Origin of the sequence: Pelolinea submarina (genome assembly GCF_003966975.1) — a bacterium.
In the GTDB taxonomy this organism is placed as follows: Bacteria; Chloroflexota; Anaerolineae; order Anaerolineales; family Anaerolineaceae; genus Pelolinea; species Pelolinea submarina.
In genome coordinates this window covers 680,779-697,964 of the sequence record NZ_AP018437.1, presented here as the reverse complement: position 1 = coordinate 697,964, position 17,186 = coordinate 680,779, and the positions used below count along the sequence as shown (strand labels likewise).

The 17,186-nt window shown below is 48.4% G+C and carries 14 protein-coding genes and 1 tRNA gene; 5 read left to right on the top strand and 10 right to left on the bottom strand.

Going from position 1 to position 17,186, the window contains the following annotated elements; translation table 11 throughout:
* Positions 1-445: 445 nt before the first annotated feature.
* Positions 446-1,321, bottom strand: a complete 876-nt coding sequence (locus Pelsub_RS03275) for an ImmA/IrrE family metallo-endopeptidase (RefSeq protein WP_116225956.1) — start codon at positions 1,319-1,321, stop codon at positions 446-448.
* 2 nt (positions 1,322-1,323) lie between these two features.
* Positions 1,324-1,716: a helix-turn-helix domain-containing protein gene (locus tag Pelsub_RS03270; RefSeq protein ID WP_116225957.1), complete on the bottom strand. Its 393-nt coding sequence runs from the start codon at positions 1,714-1,716 to the stop codon at positions 1,324-1,326.
* 178 nt (positions 1,717-1,894) lie between these two features.
* Here Pelsub_RS03270 and Pelsub_RS03265 point away from each other — a divergent pair, with 178 nt between their 5' ends.
* The 3 genes from Pelsub_RS03265 to Pelsub_RS03255 are packed head-to-tail and all read left to right on the top strand — an operon-like array spanning position 1,895 to position 4,888.
* Positions 1,895-3,028 (top strand): HNH endonuclease, encoded by a 1,134-nt coding sequence (locus tag Pelsub_RS03265; protein ID WP_126440385.1) that lies wholly within the window; start codon positions 1,895-1,897, stop codon positions 3,026-3,028.
* A gap of 1 nt (position 3,029) precedes the next feature.
* Positions 3,030-4,220, top strand: a complete 1,191-nt coding sequence (locus tag Pelsub_RS03260) for a nucleotidyltransferase domain-containing protein (protein ID WP_116225959.1) — start codon at positions 3,030-3,032, stop codon at positions 4,218-4,220.
* Entirely contained in the window at positions 4,220-4,888 is a 669-nt protein-coding gene (locus tag Pelsub_RS03255) for an SEC-C domain-containing protein (RefSeq protein WP_116225960.1), read from the top strand. Before Pelsub_RS03260 ends, Pelsub_RS03255 begins: the two co-directional genes overlap by 1 nt.
* Positions 4,889-5,417: 529 nt before the next feature.
* Here the strand turns inward: Pelsub_RS03255 and Pelsub_RS03250 are convergent.
* A tRNA-Met gene (locus Pelsub_RS03250) sits at positions 5,418-5,489 on the bottom strand.
* A gap of 135 nt (positions 5,490-5,624) precedes the next feature.
* On the opposite strand from Pelsub_RS03250, the gene Pelsub_RS03245 reads away from it, so the two are divergent.
* Complete coding sequence (locus tag Pelsub_RS03245; protein ID WP_116225961.1) at positions 5,625-5,981, top strand: 4a-hydroxytetrahydrobiopterin dehydratase; 357 nt, start codon at positions 5,625-5,627, stop codon at positions 5,979-5,981.
* Between the two features lies 1 nt (position 5,982).
* Here the strand turns inward: Pelsub_RS03245 and asnB are convergent, their stop codons facing one another.
* From asnB to wecB, 7 genes are read right to left on the bottom strand one after another with little or no spacing between them, the layout of a single operon-like run.
* On the bottom strand, positions 5,983-7,875 hold the full coding sequence (gene asnB, locus Pelsub_RS03240) for an asparagine synthase (glutamine-hydrolyzing) (protein WP_116225962.1): 1,893 nt from the start codon (positions 7,873-7,875) through the stop codon (positions 5,983-5,985).
* A 10-nt stretch (positions 7,876-7,885) separates the two neighbouring features.
* The gene (locus tag Pelsub_RS03235) at positions 7,886-8,743 is read right to left on the bottom strand and encodes a glycosyltransferase (RefSeq protein ID WP_116225963.1); all 858 of its coding nucleotides are present in this window, start codon (positions 8,741-8,743) and stop codon (positions 7,886-7,888) included.
* 8 nt (positions 8,744-8,751) lie between these two features.
* A complete protein-coding gene (locus Pelsub_RS03230) occupies positions 8,752-10,068 on the bottom strand; it encodes a nucleotide sugar dehydrogenase (RefSeq protein ID WP_116225964.1) in 1,317 nt (438 codons plus the stop codon).
* 1 nt (position 10,069) lies between these two features.
* On the bottom strand, positions 10,070-11,062 hold the full coding sequence (locus tag Pelsub_RS03225; RefSeq protein WP_116225965.1) for a Gfo/Idh/MocA family protein: 993 nt from the start codon (positions 11,060-11,062) through the stop codon (positions 10,070-10,072).
* Between the two features lie 6 nt (positions 11,063-11,068).
* Positions 11,069-12,142: a DegT/DnrJ/EryC1/StrS family aminotransferase gene (locus tag Pelsub_RS03220; protein ID WP_116225966.1), complete on the bottom strand. Its 1,074-nt coding sequence runs from the start codon at positions 12,140-12,142 to the stop codon at positions 11,069-11,071.
* On the bottom strand, positions 12,139-12,744 hold the full coding sequence (locus Pelsub_RS03215; protein ID WP_116225967.1) for an acyltransferase: 606 nt from the start codon (positions 12,742-12,744) through the stop codon (positions 12,139-12,141). The genes Pelsub_RS03220 and Pelsub_RS03215 overlap by 4 nt, the downstream gene beginning before the upstream one ends.
* A gap of 14 nt (positions 12,745-12,758) precedes the next feature.
* On the bottom strand, positions 12,759-13,814 hold the full coding sequence (wecB, locus tag Pelsub_RS03210) for a non-hydrolyzing UDP-N-acetylglucosamine 2-epimerase (RefSeq protein WP_116225968.1): 1,056 nt from the start codon (positions 13,812-13,814) through the stop codon (positions 12,759-12,761).
* A gap of 111 nt (positions 13,815-13,925) precedes the next feature.
* Here wecB and Pelsub_RS03205 point away from each other — a divergent pair, with 111 nt between their 5' ends.
* Positions 13,926-17,171, top strand: coding sequence for a tetratricopeptide repeat protein (locus Pelsub_RS03205; protein WP_116225969.1), 3,246 nt, complete (start codon positions 13,926-13,928; stop codon positions 17,169-17,171).
* The last annotated feature ends 15 nt before the right edge of the window (positions 17,172-17,186 follow it).

Below are 17,186 nucleotides of genomic sequence, written 5' to 3'. Positions count from 1 at the left end.
CCCGGAATGTATATCTACGTTCATCGCAAGAGCGATGAACTCCGAAAAACAGGGAGGGAATTTATTAGCTTTTAAATGTGAATAATTTCGAAATTCGTCCGAATTAAACCCCTCCCTATTTCGGCGCAGCCGGAATGGGGAGGGGACAAGGTCGTAGCTCTTTGCAAGGGCAAAGAGCGAAGATACTCCACTCGCAGGCCGCAAATGGATTGCGGCTGCGAGTTGGGTGGCATGGGGCCGTAGGGCGCATTAGAAACGCGCCATCACTTGGCGGGATTGCCCCGGAGGGCACAGGTGGAATTCCACCCTACGCTTTCACAATGCGCTGGTAATTCCAGATCAGGTATCCAGCGCGCGTGGCGTCCAGTTTTGAAGACTACATTTAGCTCATTAGTCACATTATCCATGATATTTTAAAAAGCTATTCATTTTTAGGGATAAGAGTTTAAAAAAGACTTGGTTGTAATTCTCGTGATTGGCTTGGTTGTTCTATATTAAAACTAGCAAAAACTCGTCCTTCATAATAAATAGCGTCACAATCTGTAACCCACTCTGTTTTTGTTCGGAAAGGGATTCTATCCCGTGATTTAATATCTGTTCTTGAGATATAAACTTTATTAATAACATGATCTAATGGGATGAGAGTGTTTTTCGCAACAAAGTATTTTTCTTGGCTAGGTGATTTGGATGAATATTGTATATAAAGACGAGGAACATTGTTTTCATTACTTAGAGTCGAGGAGTTAATAGAATCACTCCTATTGTTTGCGCAAATTATAATAAAACACTTGTGGGCCGCACATTGGGCTAATTGAATTGTAATCGCTGGTTTTGATGCAGGGAATATTATATCCAATTCAGGTAATAAAGACATGCTGAATCCCTTTTCTGCAATAAACTCTGAAACAACCCTTGAAGGTATTAAAAATTCAGCTGCTCCTATATCAGCAAATCTGTCTTCAAGCATTCGCAAATCTTGATTGCGGTCAGCTATTTGGTTGAGAAATGAATATAATTCAGCATCCTCACGGATGAGATGGTGAGATATTTCGTGAAAGAAAGTAAAATTTTTATGTTCAAGATCTAAATCAGCTGGATCAATCCAAATAATCGGTTGAGGGCGATTTTGTGAATTCGCTGGTAAGTAACCAGCAAAGTCATAATCCATTTTTTTCTCTTCCACTTTTATCCCGAGATTCTTTGCACATAAATCATTTTCACCACCATATAAAAGGAAATCAGGTAATTTATATTCTTCTTTTATTGAAGTAATTTGATCAATAAGTCTTCTTTTTGCCTCCCTAAATGTGCTTATCTCCATAGTTAAAGTCCCATTAAATATTTTATTGAAAAATAATAATCCCGCCAATCCTCTTTAGTCTCTGGTTTACGTTTTGCTCTACGCTCCATAGCAAGCATTACCTCTATTACATTCGGATCCAGATCATGTTGATCATTGATTAACACTTTTAAACCAGGGGGATATAAATCAGTATCATCGATCTTTTTTTCTTCTTCATTTACATCCAATAAGTCGCTCCAGTTCACCTCGTAATAATCAGCCAGTTTTCTCAATGTATCAATCGATGGTTTTGTCTTCCCTCTTTCAATATCCGACAAAAATGATACTGAAATATTTGTTCCCTCATAAACCTCTTGCAATGTCTTATCTTTTAAGTTTTTTCTAATTCTTTTTAGTTTTTCACCTAACTCCATTGAGACCTCATATTCTGTGTTTAGGTATTAAACAATATTCCGGTCCAAATTGTTTTTTCTTTATTTGCGGAAATATATAGTTTTTTAGCCTTGACAGTAATTCTATCATCATTTAGAATTTCCGTTGGTTGCGGAATTTATATTATTTTCTGTTATAACGATATTCAAAGGCCATATAATGTCAAAATCAGATATACCACAAAAAACACGATATTTACTCTGGGCAAAAACAGCAGGTCGATGTGAATTGACTGGTTGCAATGAACCGTTATGGAAAGATAATCTTTCTCAAATTGAAATGAATTTTGCTCAAGTAGCACACATAATTGGCGATAGTCCTTTCGGGCCACGTGGTCACCCAAAACTATCACAAGAGTATTGCGATGATATTGAAAACTTAATGCTACTTTGCCCTAGACACCATCACATGGTTGATGAAAATCCAGACATTTATCCTGATGATGTATTACGAGAAATGAAGCAAATTCACGAAATTAGAATTGAACAATCAACAGGAATTATTCCGGACAAATCAAGCACATTAATATTTTTCATCGCGAAAATTGGAGCTTTTCAACCAAACATTAATTTACATGATGCTTTGCAGGCAATGTTTCCAGATTGGTTACCAGCTTCGCAGCTACCCATCAACTTGAGTCTCTCGAACCTTGAACTAGATGATTCAAGCGAGGATTATTGGAAAATTGAGAGCCAAAACCTTGAACAACGATTCAAGCATTTAGTAGAACCAATTTTATCTAATCCGTTAGGAAGGAATCACTTTTCAATCTTTGCATTTGCTCCCCAACCTCTACTAATAAAATTGGGCACTCTGATTCCCGATATTTACCCAGGAGAAGTCTATCAATTACATAGAGAGCCAAGTAATTGGAAGTGGCAAGATGGGCCCAAAGGCTTTAATTACAAAATAAGTGAACCGAGGACGAATTTCTCAAATGTTGTTCTTAACTTATCGCTAAGTGCAACTATTAAATCTAATCGCATAGAAAAATGTATTGGAAATAGTGATTACTCTGAATGGCAAATGACAATTTCATCGCCAAACAATGATTTTTTAAAAAGTAAAGAACAATTAAAACTTTTTCGTCAAAAATTACGTGAATTATTTAACCAAATAAAGGCAAAGCATGGTAACGATGTTGTAATTCACTTATTTCCTGCTGTTCCTATTTCAATTGCTGTAGAAATCGGAAGAGTTTGGCAACCTAAATCTGATCTACCAATGATTATCTATGATCAAAACGCAAAAAAAGAAGGATTCATAAAGACAATTACGATTGGAGAAAAATAAAATGATTAGATTATCTCAAAATGATATTTCTGGTTTGTTGCTTGGAATTACACAAAAATTGGATATATCAGATTCTTTATATATAGCTGCTGAGCAGAAATATAAAGCTGTTGGCGAGTGGTTATCAGGGGATAATTCGCCGTTCGCAATATTATCCCCTACAATATATCCTCAAGGGTCATTCCAATTCGGCACAATTGTTAAACCGCTCACAGATACAGATGATTACGATTTAGACATAGTCTTTGAGGTAATGCTTTCAAAGGATGAAATAACTCAAGAAGCATTGAAAAACTCTGTTGGTAAAAGGCTAAAAGACCATGGTATATATAAAAATTTATTAGATAAAGAAGGGCGTCGATGTTGGACTCTCCAATATGCAGATAGTGCTAGATTTCACATGGACATATTACCAGCAATTCCAGGTGAAGATGTAATTCCACTCTTATTATCAATGAATGTTCCGGAGAGCTTAGCAAAAACAAGCATTTCTATCACTGATAAGACATTATCAAATTATTCAAGAATTAATCTTCAATGGCCACTGAGTAATCCTAAGGGGTATTCAGCATGGTTTCGTAATCGGATGCTAATCCAATTTGAAAATCTGAGAAGAATTATTGCAACAGAACGTAAAAGTAGCTTGGGGGAAGTTCCTGAATATACAATTAAAACTCCTTTACAAAGATGCATACAATTACTTAAGCGGCATAGAGATATTCAATTTGCCGAAGAACTAGAAATTAAGCCAGCATCAATAATCATTACTACTTTGGCTGCAAATGCATACAATAACGAAGCCGATCTTCTTAAAGCACTAGTAAGCATTACAGATAAAATGCCAAATTATATTATTAATAGGAATGGTGTTTCTTGGGTTTCAAATCCCACTGATCCTCGAGAAAATTTTGCAGATAGATGGCAGGAAGATCCGCAAAAACTTCCTGCGTTTAAAAATTGGCACCAACAATTTAAGACCGAAATAGGCGATTTACTGAATTGCGAGGATTTAGATGAAGCAAAAGAAAAACTCATTCTCATGTTTGGCGAAAATGTATCAGAAAATGTAATAGATGAATTCAAATCATCTCATAAGGAACACAACCAAAAAGGACAAATAGGTATTATTTCAAGCCATCCAACCGTGGAAATTCAAGACCCGATGAAACCTTGGGGAGAAGAGTTATATTAATGAATCTGCCATTTTTTTTAAGAGATCAATATAATGAGATAAAAGAAATATACCCTGGTTTATATCCACCAATTAATATCTCAGATTTTTGGGTTATATCTGGTTTATTAGATTTCACAGCAAAATATCAAGGTATATCAATAAAAGATAAATATCAAATTGAAATATTGATTCCTATAACCAATCCCCTTCATATTCCATTTGCACGAGAAATTGGCGGTAGAATTCCAATGGATTTTCACCACTCAACAGAGGGTTTATGTCTTGGTGAACCAGGTAGAGTCATTCAAAAATTTAACGAAGAGCCTACATTACTCGGATTTATTAATAATTGCTTGATTCCTTATCTATATAATTTTAGTTATAAGGAAAAATTCGGATATCTAATTTTTGGAGAACTATCACATGGTACAACTGGGCTTCTTGAGTATTATCAAGAACTTTTTGGAATCAAAGATAGGAAAAGAATTTTACAGTTGCTTGGCTTGTGCATAAATAGTCATCTCAACGGTCAAATTAGATGTCCATGTGGTAGTAAGAAAAAGCTTAGAAAATGTCATGGAATATTATTAAATGGATTGATTTCTGGTGTTCCTCGAGAAATCATAAAGGCTGAATATGATTTAATTAATAATGGTAATAAAAGCCATAAATTTTCGCCCCGCTAAGAAAATAAAACAAAATTAAAATAATCCCCTTCTCTGCGAGAAAATATTTATATAAGGAACCACCTTCTCAGGTGGTTCCTTATATAAAAGGTAGTGGGGGTTGGACACTTGTACCCTTTAGGGTATTCGCCCATTCTTGCCGCAGGTCAGAAAGCAGACAATCTTCTGGTCGTTAAGCAAAAACCTTTTTCCAGTGATTATATAAAAATCCATTTCAAAATCTATGACAGCCTCAAATTTTTATTACTGGAATTCAGGGATGATATACGCCCAATTACTTTAGTAAATTATCGTCAGGGATTCGTTCCCTTTATACGAATCTTTATTCGTTTCGTAAAACTGTCAACTTTTGTCAAGTTATGTCAACTCGTTAAACGAAAAAAACCACCTTCTCAGGTGGTTCCTTCAGATGAATAGTAGCGGGGGTTGGACTCGCCTGTCCTTGCCGCAGGCAAGGAAACCAACGACCTTCTGGTCGTTAAACAAAAAATGCCCCCGCAACTAACTCAGGGACATTTCTCAAAAAAGGTAGCGGGGGTTGGATTCGAACCAACGACCTTCAGGTTATGAGCCTGACGAGCTACCACTGCTCTACCCCGCAACGCGAATGACAATATTACCATGCCGGCAGGGTCATGTCAAGCACCCCATCCCTTTTGCCCCTTTTTCTTATCTAATTCTGATACTTTCTATCCAAAATCCCGGCGGATAATAGGAATAACCACACGGAGGTGTTATGGCCATGCTAGCTGAACTGAAATGCAGTGTCTGCCAGGCGGGCGACCCGTCCCTGACAGATGCGGAAATAACCGATCTGCTGAAAAACGTGCCGGATTGGCAGGTGATAGAAGCAGCGGAGAACGGGCAGGCAAAAACGCTGCGGCGCGCGTTCAAATTCAAGGATTTTCTCTCTGCGCTGGCCTTCACCAACGCCGTCGGGCAGGCGGCCGAGCAGGCCGGGCATCACCCTGCCCTGCTGACCGAATGGGGCCGCGTCACGGTCACCTGGTGGACACACAAGATCCACGGCCTGCACGAAAACGACTTCATCATGGCCGCCAAAACCGATCAGTTGTATACGGGGGAAAGTTAGTCTAATTGTCCAGGTAAGCCTGCGCCCACAGTTCCAGGCACAGCAGGCCCCACACGCTGCGGCCGAAAGCCCGTTCGGAATCCAGCAGCGGGGCTACCTGATCCAGGTTGAACCAGCCGCGCTGGCGCGCGCGTTCGCTCAGCAGCGTGTCGCGCACGAAACCGCGCACGGGTTCGCGCTGGTACCACTCAGACAGCGGCACGGGGAAGCCCATCTTGTCGGTGCGTTCCACAATGGCCTGCGGCAGCAGCTGCCCTACCACCTTGCGGAAAATATGCTTGGAGCGCCCGCCTTCGAACTTGATGGCCGGCGGCATGCTGGCCGCCAATTCCACGATGCGGTGGTCCAGCAGCGGCACACGCGACTCCAGTGAAACCATCATGCTGGTGCGGTCTTCCACATGCAGCAACGCCGGCAGCATTGTCAACAGGTCGAAGCGCGTCATCTTGTTGATATAGGACTTCGAGCCGCCTGAGTTGAAGATGTCGCTGAAAGCCTCGAAGGTGCTGTATCCGTTAGTTGGTGCGGCTAAATCTCCGCTCAGCAGGCTCTTCATTTCCATACCGCGATCCACCAGGCGGTAATAACGCGCGGCCTGCGAATCGAACAGCCCATCGCTCCAGAAATAGCGCAGCATGGGCTCGTAGCCCTTCAACTGGGTCAGGTTGGGTAAAATCGTGTCGAAGCTGACCACGTACTTGGCGTCTTCCTGCGTGCCCTGGATGCCGCCGCGAATGCACTCTTCCAAATAAGCCACCAAGTAACGCGTGTACCCGCCGAAGACCTCATCGCCGCCCTGGCCGCCCAGCACAACCTTCACGTTCTGCTTGGCCAGCTGCGAAACCATCAACTGCGGGAAGATGCCCGGCCCGGCGGCCGGTTCGTCCATGGCGTACACCAGCTTGGGCAGCAGCTCGACGAAGTCGTGCTCCGTGGGAAAGATCTCGTGATGGATGCTGCCGGCTTTCTCAGCCGCCAAGCGCGCGTAAGCGGTCTCGTCATAACGCGGGCTTTCCTTGAAGCCGCCTGAGAAGGTATGAATGGGGTTGTCCAGCAGCGAGGCTGCCAGGCAGGTAACGGTGGAGGAATCCAGCCCGCCGCTCAGGTGCGTGCCCACCGGCACGTCCGCGCGCAGTTGGATGCGCACCGCGTCTTCCAGCAAACGGGTCAGTTGGTATTCAAAATACTCGGCTGTGTGATCGGTGTCGACGGTGAAGTCCAGGTTCCAATACTTCTGGATATTCAGTTCGCCGCCGGCGCTCAGCTCCAGCCAGCAGCCCGGCTCCAGCTTGCGCACGTTATTGAACAGAGTCTTGTCGGCCAGGCAGAACTGGAAAGTCAGGTAGTCGGCCATGCCCTGCGGGTCCACGGCGCGCCCCACCTGCCCGGAGGCGAGGATGGCTTTGATCTCGGAGCCGAACACGAATTGTTCGGCGTCTTTGTAATAGTAGAATGGTTTGATGCCCAGCCGGTCGCGCGCAGCGAACAGCTTGCGTTCCTGGCTGTCCCAGATAACAAACGCGAACATGCCGTTCAAGCGCTTGACCGCGTCCGGCCCTTCCAGCATAAACAGGCGCAGAATGACTTCGGTATCGGAATTGGAGAAGAACTGCACGCCCTTGCCGGCCAATTGCTGGCGCAGCTCGACGTAGTTGTAAATCTCGCCGTTATAGACAATCCAGTAGCGCCCGGATTCTTCCCGCATGGGCTGGTGACCGGCCTGCGACAAGTCAATGATGCTCAGGCGCAGGTTGGAAATGCCCAGGTTTTCATCTGTGTAGAATCCGCGATCATCCGGCCCGCGGTGTCCGATGCTGTCCGCCATGCGGTGCAGCGTGCTCTCTTCCACCTTGTGGCCTTTATCAATATTATAGATGCCGCAAATTCCGCACATGAATCCTCACTTATAAGTTGATGCGTGAAGCCGTACTGCGGTTCTTAAGACTGTCCAGGCGGTAGCGCTCTACGGCTGCCATCGGGTCCTCACGGTATAGCTTCCACAGTCCGCGGTACTGGCTGCGCCAGCCGCCGAAAGGCCACCAATACAACATGCCCATGGTCAGGTAGCCCAGCATGGTCACGCTGCCGATCATCTTGCTTCCGCCCTTTTTCTGGTCGTACCGCAGCACAAAGGGCACTTCCGCGAAGCGGCAGCCCATAACCTTCAGTTTGACGATGATCTCAAGCGTGGAGGTAAAGCCCAGCCCGCGCATCTGGATCAGGTTGTTGCCGTAGATTTCCAGCGCGTCCTGGATGACCGCCACGCGGTAAGCGCGGAAGCCGCAGGAATAATCGCGTACGCCCTTGACGGCAAACACCATGCGCATGAACAGGTTGGCCATGCGGCTGATGAAGGCGCGGTAGTTGTTGACGCCCAATTGACCGCCGCCCGGTTGGAAACGCGAGGTGTTGACCACGTCGAAACCCTGGTTGAGCTTTTCGATCATGCTGAACATATACTTGGGTTCGTGCGTATCGTCGCCTTCCACGCGCACCAGGTAATCGTCGCGTTCGGCGTGCCAGGCAATATATTCAAAACCGTCGCGTTCAGTCTCGCCCAGCCCGCGGTTGATGGGATGTTCCAGCACCACCAGGTTGAGATCATTCTTGGACTGTTCCAGGATCTCGGCGGTGCTGTCCGTACTGCCGTCGTTGACCACCACCAGGCGGTATTCGTTATCGCCCAGGACTTCTTTGATCTTGACCAATAAATCGGGCAGGTCGGTTTCTTCGTTATAGGCTGGTAATAAAATCCAGATCATGCCTTTCCTTACATACTAAAATCGCCCAGGCGGACAAGGTCCAGCCCGGCTTTGGAAACTTCCATTTTATCCCACAAGTTGCGTCCATCCACCAATACCGGTGTTTTCAGGGCCGCTTTCAATTTAGCGAAATCCAGACTTTTATACTGCGAATGGGCTGTGATCAACACTGCCGCGTCGCAATCTTTGGCCTTTTCGTACAGGTCGCCGGCAAATTCCGCCACGTAAGGGTCATGCACCACAGCCTGGCCGCCTTCAGCTTCCAGCGCCTTGATGAAGTACTGGCTGGGGGCGTCGCGCGTATCATCGGAATCTTCCAGATAAGCGTAACCCAGCAACAGGATACGTTTGCCGTTCAGGTCCTTGATGCGTCCTTTCAAAAGGTCCAGCATGTGGCTGGGCATGAAAGAGTTGATGTCGCGCGCCGCGGGAATCAGGCGCACGCGCACGTCTAAGCCCTTGACGCTGCTGGCCAGCAGCCAGGGATCCTTGGGGATACAGTGCCCGCCCACGCCTGCTCCGGGCAGCAGCATTTCGCGCCCGGGCGACTTGCGCACCAGTTCACGCACGCGCCACACGTCGGCGCCCAGCGCCTCGCAGATCATGGCGGTCTCGTTGGCAAAGGCAATCTGCACATCGCGGTACGTGTTTTCGACCGTCTTGACCAGCTCGGCTGTGATCCAGTCGGCGGTGTCCAGGTCGGCCGCCACGATGTTGCCGTACAGCGCGCGCATGGCCGCTGCGGTATCAGGCGAATCACCGCCCACCACGCGGCTCATACTGTTGAGGTTCTTAAGCAGTTTGCCGGGCATAACCCGTTCCGGGCAGTTGCCCAGGTAAAAGCCCTGCCCGACCTTGCGTTCGGTATTTTTTTCCAGGATTGGCAGCACCACATTCTGCATGGTGCCGGGCATGATGGTGGATTCAATCACCACCAGCGCGCCTTCTTTCAGCACGGCGGAAAGCGACTTGAGCGCCGCCCGCAGCGCTTCGTATTCGGGGATGTGCGCGTGGTTGACGGGTGTTTCCACGTCCACCAGCACCACATCCACGTCTTTCAGTTCATCGTAATCGGTGGTGGCGTGCAGCTTGCAGCTTTTCACCACACCGGCGATCAGTTCAGACAAACCGGGCTCATCGCCCTCGATGGGGGAAATGCCCTGGTTGATGCGATCCACGCGCTCGGCTTTGACGTCCACGCCGGTCACGTTGAAGCCGCGTTGGGCGAACAATGCCGCCACCGGCAGGCCTACGTAACCCAGACCGATCACCGCCAGCCTGGCGCTGTGGTCCTCAATTTTTTTCTGCAGTTCAATTTGGGACATACTAAACCTCGATCACCTGGTGCTTAACGCCTGATTCCACCAGCGCCAATGACAGGCGCAGTGCTTTCAGACCATCTTCACCGGTTACCGGAACGGTTGTGTCGTTTTTTACCGCGTCGAGAAAAGCCTGGATTTCCGCCTTGAGCGGTTCCTGACGTTTCAGGTCGTAGCGGATCATCTTGCCTTCGCTCACGCCGCGGATGCTCTTGATGCCGGCCCATAATTCACCGGTGGCCTGAGAATTCTCGTAGAAATACAAATCCTGCAGCAAATCGTCCACACGGAACATACCCTTTTCGCCCAGCACCAGCGTCTCGCGGATCTTGGTGGGGGTCAGCCAGTTGATCTCCAACGCGGCGGTGATGCCGTGCGGGAAGCGCAGCAAGCCGAAGAGCATATCTTCGTGGTCGGTGTGAATGCGCTGTTCGGTTTCGGCAAACACGCGCAGGGGATCCATGCCTGTCAGGAAGCGCATGATGTCCACGTCGTGCGGGGCCAGGTCGACCACCACACCCACGTCGCGGATGCGCGCCGGGAAAGGCCCCGCGCGCCGGCAGAAGATCTGGAAGATCTTGCCCACCTCACCGGCATCCAAGCGGGCCTTCAGGGCCTGCATGGCCGGGTTAAAGCGGATGATGTGGCCTACCATCAGCTTACGGTTCATTTCCCGCGCCAAATCGATCAGGCGCTGGCCTTCTTCCACCGTGGAAGCAATCGGCTTCTCCACCAGCACGTTCACCCCCGCGCGCAGCGCGAAAGTTGCCACCTGCTCGTGTTCGGAAGTAGGCACGGTGATGGAAACCGCGTCCGGTTTTTCATTTTCGATCAATTTGCGGTAGTCGGTGTAAGCAGATACCTGAAAACGCGATTTGAGTGTTTCCAAGCGTTCGGCGCTGACATCCGAGATACCCACCAGCTGCACGCCATCCAATTCGGAATAGACCCGCAGATGGTTGAACCCCATCGACCCGACGCCAATGACTGCGACTCGCATCTCAGCCTACGCCATGAATTCGTTGATCTTGGCGACCACGAAATCGAGGTCTGCTTGACTGAGCGAAGGATGCACGGGGATGGAAAGCACTTCCTCGGCGGCTTTTTCCGCCTCAGGAAAGCTCAACTTGCCGAACATTTCTTCATAAAAGCCTTGCTGGTTGATGGGTAGCGGGTAATAGATCTCGGAACCAATCTCGTTTTCCTTTAAATACTCCCGCAGCGCATCGCGTTTGCCTTCCGGGACGCGGATGGTGTACTGGTGATAGATGTGTTCGCATTCCTTGGGCACGTAGGGCGTGGTCACACCCTTGAGGTGCGCGTCGTAGTAGGCCGCGTTCTCCCGCCGCTTGGCGTTGAAACCGGCCAGCTTGCCCAACTGCGCCAGGCCAATGGCCGCGTGCACGTCGGTCATGCGCAGGTTGTAGCCCAATTCATCGTGGTAATAACGGCGGCGCATGCCGTGATTGCGCAGCACGCGCGCTTCTTCGGCTACCGCGTCGTCATCGGTGGTGAGCATGCCGCCCTCGGCGCTGGTCATGTTCTTGGTCGGATACAGGCTGAAGGCGCCCGTGCCAAAGGAACCGGCGCACTTGCCGTTGAATTTGGCGGTGTGTGCCTGGCAGGCATCTTCAATCACCAGCAGGTTATGTTTTTTGGCAATGTCCATGATGGCGCCCATATCTGCGCACAGCCCATACAGATCAATGGGCAGGATAGCTTTGGTCTTGGGGGTAATGACCGCTTCGATCTGGCTGACGTCCATATTGAAGGTGCGCGGATCGATATCCACAAAGACCGGTTTAGCGCCGACGTACAGCACCGAGTTGGCCGAGGCGATAAAGGTAAAGGGTGAGGTAATCACTTCGTCGCCCGCGCCAATACCGTTGGCCAGCAGCGCCAGATACAGCGCGGTGGTGCCGGATGTGGTGGCAACAGCGTGTTTCACGCCGCATGCTTCGGCAAAGGCTTTCTCGAAGGCCGCCACACGCGGGCCTTGTGCCAAAATACCGGAGTCCAGAACTTCCAGAACTGCTTTCTTCTCTTCTTCACCAATTACAGGTTTAGCGATTGATATCATTTTGCTTCCATCCATATCTTTTCATCGATTTCAATTTTCTGAGCGCATCTGGGGCACTGCGCTACAACCATACCGGCTTTTGTTTCCACTTTTTCCAGCTTCTCGCCGCATGGGCAGACAAAGCCGCGCAAGCGCGCCGGGTTTCCGAAAACCAGGCCGTAATCCGGTATATCGCGTGTTACCACGCTGCCGGAGCCGACCATGGCCCAATTGCCTAAAGTGATGCCGCAGCGGATGGTTGAGTTCGCGCCAATAGCAGCGCCGCTCTTCACCAGTGTCAGGGAGACTTCCCAGTCGTCCGCCGCTTTAGGGCTGCCGTCGGGATTGATAGCACGCGGGCGCATGTCGTTGGTGAAGCAAGCATGCGGACCCACAAAAACCCCATCCTCAATGGTCACACCATGATAAACCGAAACGTAATTCTGGATTTTGACATTGTTCCCAATCTGCACGCCTTCATCCACAAAAACGCCTTTACCCAGAATGCAATTCTCTCCGATTTTTGCACCCGGACGAATCTGGCCTTGATGCCAGATTTTGGTTCCCTCGCCAATTTGCGCGGAATCAGCCACATCCGCGGTTGCATGAATATAAGGAGCCATTGACCACCTCCTGGTCAGTTTTGTAATAAGATATTGATGATTTTATCAGCAGCGTGCCCATCACCATAGATTTGAGGACGTTCAATATTGGGATGAAAGTCATCAAATCGGGCCTTGATGGCACTGCTATTGGCGCCGGTCAGGCAATTCCAGCCGGCTGTCACAGTTTCTACCCATTCGGTTTCTTCACGCAGGGTAATGCAGCGCACGCCCAGCAGATACGCTTCTTTTTGGATGCCGCCGGAATCGGTCAGGATGCAGTCGGCGTTGGCTTCCAGCATGAGCATGTCCAGGTAACCCACCGGTTCGATCACACGCAGGTTGGCCGGCACATCCAAACCGAACTCGGCGATCATCTTCTGCGTGCGTGGGTGCATGGGGAAAATTAGGGGCATATCGATCTGCGCCAGGCCGGATAAAATCTGGCCCAGTTTTTCACGGTCGTCCACATTGCCGCTGCGGTGTACAGTTACCAGCGCATATCCGCCGGTTTTCAAATCCAACGTACTTAAAATGGAAGATTTCTGTTTTGCAATCTCAGTGAACATGAACAGCGCATCCGCCATCACATCGCCCGCCTGATGCACACCCTCAACGACACCTTCCTTCTTCAAGTTACCCACGGCCTGGTCTGTCGGGCAGAACAACAGGGCGGATAAATGGTCGCTGATGACGCGGTTGATCTCTTCCGGCATGGAACGGTTGTAGGAACGCAAGCCGGCTTCGACGTGCGCAATGGGAATTTCGCGTTTGGCGGCCGCCAGCGCGCCCGCCAGGGTGGAGTTGGTGTCGCCGTAAACGATGACCCAATCCGGCTGCACCTGCTCGAGATAACGATCAATACCCAGCAGCATGCCGCTGGTCTGTTCGGCGTGGCTTCCGCCGCCGATGCCTAAATTAATGTCTGGTTTAGGTAAGTTCAGCTCGACAAAAAACAACTGGGACATGTTTTCACTGTAATGCTGCCCAGTATGCAGAAAATACTCTTCTCCCTGATCTCCAAAAGCCCTGGAGACCATGGCTGCTTTGACGAATTGAGGTCTTGCCCCAACCACGTGAATGGTTTTCATAAATCTCGGAAATTCTATCATAAATCATCTAAACGGCATTTGGACATTAATTCTACATAAAGTAAACCAATAAAGTACCTTTCGCTATTGTTGCTGATAAAATATTAGGTAATGATCGAAAATTTCCAGATTGCGCAGACTAAATTAATCACTCCGCAACGGCGAAAGGAGCTCCTATCACGCCCCCGCCTGCTGGAAATGATGAGCGATTTGCTCGATTTCCGCCTGATCATTGTGGCAGCTCCGGCTGGATACGGCAAGACTTCCTTATTAATAGACTTCGCCTCTCAATTTGATTGGCCGGTGTGCTGGTACTCGCTCGATCCGCTTGACCAAGATTTTGAACGCTTCCTGGCCTATTTCATCCATTCCATCAAATTCAAGTTCCCGGAATTCGGTGATGCTTCATTACGCGTGTTGGAAAGCAGTCCGGTGGACCAGCTCAACCAGGATTTTCTGATTTCCACGCTCACTAACGATATCTACGACCACATCACTGAACACTTTGTGATCGTGCTTGACGACTACCATTTACTGAAATCCAACCCGGTAATCGACCAATTCCTGAGCAATTTCATCCAACGCGCAGATGACAACTGCCACATTGTCATCACCTCGCGCAAACTGCTGACCTTCCCCGACCTGCCGCTGATGGTGGCCCGTTCGCAAGTCGGCGGTTTATCCGTGGAAGAACTGGCTTTCCTGCCTGATGAAATCGAAGAACTGTTCGACAAAATATTTAACAAGCCCATTAACAGCGACGAAGCGCTGTTGCTGGCTACCCGTACGGAAGGCTGGATAACCGGGCTGCTACTCACCTCCCAAATGCTAAAAAGCGGCATGGGCGACCAAATCAAAGTCTCGCGTGCTTCCGGTATCGGCCTATATGAATACCTGGCGCAGCAGGTCCTGGATCAGCAGCCGGATTATATTCGTGATTTCATGTTGAATTCTTCCATCCTGGAGGAATTCAACGCGGCAATGTGCAAGGAAGTTATCGGTAAAGCGCTGCAAAAACAACAAAAATGGGGAGATCTGCTTTACCACGTTATCCAGCACAACTTATTTGTACTGCCGGTGGACGACGAATACAGCTGGGTGCGCTACCATCACCTCTTCCGCGATTTTCTGCAAAGTACCATTCAAAGAGAACGCCCACAGGACGCTCGCGCAATTAAGGAAAAACTGGCGGAATATTACTCCGCTAAAAAAGACTGGGAACGTGTTTTCGAGATTTATTCCGCGCTTTCTGATTCCAAAGCGATTGTCAAGTTAATTGAGAAAGCCGGTTCCACCTTCATCGCCCGCGGCAAACTAAACAAACTGGCCGAATGGCTGGACGCCCTGCCGGATGACGTCATTATGAACAACCCCGCCATCTTGTCAATGAAAGCCAGTGTGGCCACCAGCCAGAGCAGCATCCAGGAAGGTAAAGAACTGCTGGACAAAGCAATGGCACTGCTGCGGCAAAACCATGAAGAAGCAAGCCTGGCTGACACGCTCATCCGGCGTTCAGCGGTATTACGCATGTTAGGTAATTACGACGAGGCCATGCAGGATGCCGAAGAAGCACTGGACCTCACGCGTGCTGCTCCCTACCTTTCTCATCTGTTCTCCGAAGCTCTGCGTGCCAAAGGGGTCAACTTACTGGAAACCGGAAATCTTTCCAGCGCCCTCGACTACTACAAAAAAGCCATGCAGGTCTGCCAGCAGAATAATATGGAAGAAGACGTCGCCCGTATTCAGGTTGAAATGGGCGTGATTTATGAAAAAATGGGGAAATATGCGTCGGCGGAAAACGCCTATGAAAAATCACTGACATATTGGCAGTCGGTCAGCGATTCCATCTGGCAGCCAACCATTCTGAATAACCTGGGTGTTGTGCAGCATTTATCCGGTGATTTTTCAAACTCATTCTATAATTTTGAAAAAGCACTGCATTACGCACACGCCGCCGGCGACCGGCGCGTGGAAGGTTATTCATTGGCCTCCATCGGAGACTTGTACAAAGACCTGGACGCCAATGCGGAAGCGCTGGATGCTTACCAGCAGGCTATGGAAAAAGCGCGCCAGGTTGAGGACCAGTTTCTTATTTTTTATTTAAAAATGGCCCGCGCGCGCATGAACCTGATTGACCGGCAGTATAAAAAAGCCGAGATGCAGATTCGCTCGGCACAATCAGTAGCGAAAAAAAGCGGCTCCTCCTATGAAATCAACAAATACCGTCTGGAACAGGCTGCCCTGGATTTTGCCAATAAAGAGTATTTGAAAGCGCAGGAACAGTTACAGATCACATCTTCATATTTCAAAGATGAGGGATTTGTTGAAGACGGAGTACGATCTGAAATTCTACTCTTCCTGTGTCTGATTAAAACCGGAGATTATCCGCAAGCCGAAAACACAATCAAGAATTTCTTGAACCATATCGACGACCCGGACCGCAACATACCCAGCTTGTCTATTTTGAACGAACTCAAGCAGGATTTAAATTCCTTCTCCAACATTAAAGAATTTAAAACCTACTTCTCGGATATATTCTCTTATCTGGACGATTACCAAACCCTCACGCAGAAAAATCGCCGCAAGATTCGCAAAGAAGCTTCGGTCGTTCCCTTTGCTCCCGCCCGCTTCGACATCAAAGCCTTTGGAAAAGCCGAGGTCTGCATCGGGAATCAAACGCTGGCCATTTCCGATTGGAAAACACAAACCTCGCGCGATCTGTTTTTCATGTTCCTGGCGCACCCGGAAGGGCTGACAAAGGAAGAAGTCGGTCTTGTCTTTTGGCCGGACTCTTCTTCTTCTGAATTGAAACTGCGCTTCAAAAATGCCATTTACCGTATGCGCCACGCTATCGGATCAGAAGCCGTATTATTCCAGGACAATATCTACCAATTCAATCGCGCCATTGATTACGAATATGACGTGCAAAACTTCATCTCCGCCATCACCCGCGCAAAGGACGAAAAGAATCTCAAAAAAAAGAAAGCGGATTTGATCAATGCCATCAATCTTTACAAAGGTCCATATTTACCGGAAATCAATGAAATATGGGTTATGGCAGATAGACAAAAATACCTGGAGATGTATTTAAAAGCCGTGGACGAGCTAACCAGCATTTGTATTCAGAACAGAGAATACGATGAGGGAATTAGCTATTGCCAACAAGCATTGAAAGAAGACCTGTGCAACGAAGAACTGCACCGTAGGTTGATGGAAATTTATTCCGCCCTGGGAAACAAAGCCGCTTTATCCAAGCAATATACCATCTGCGTTAAAGTTCTTAAATCAGAACTCAGCGCCAAACCCTCTCCGCAGACAACCGATCTATACAACAAACTGATTATCGCAAATTCCTAATATCCCCTGACCTGC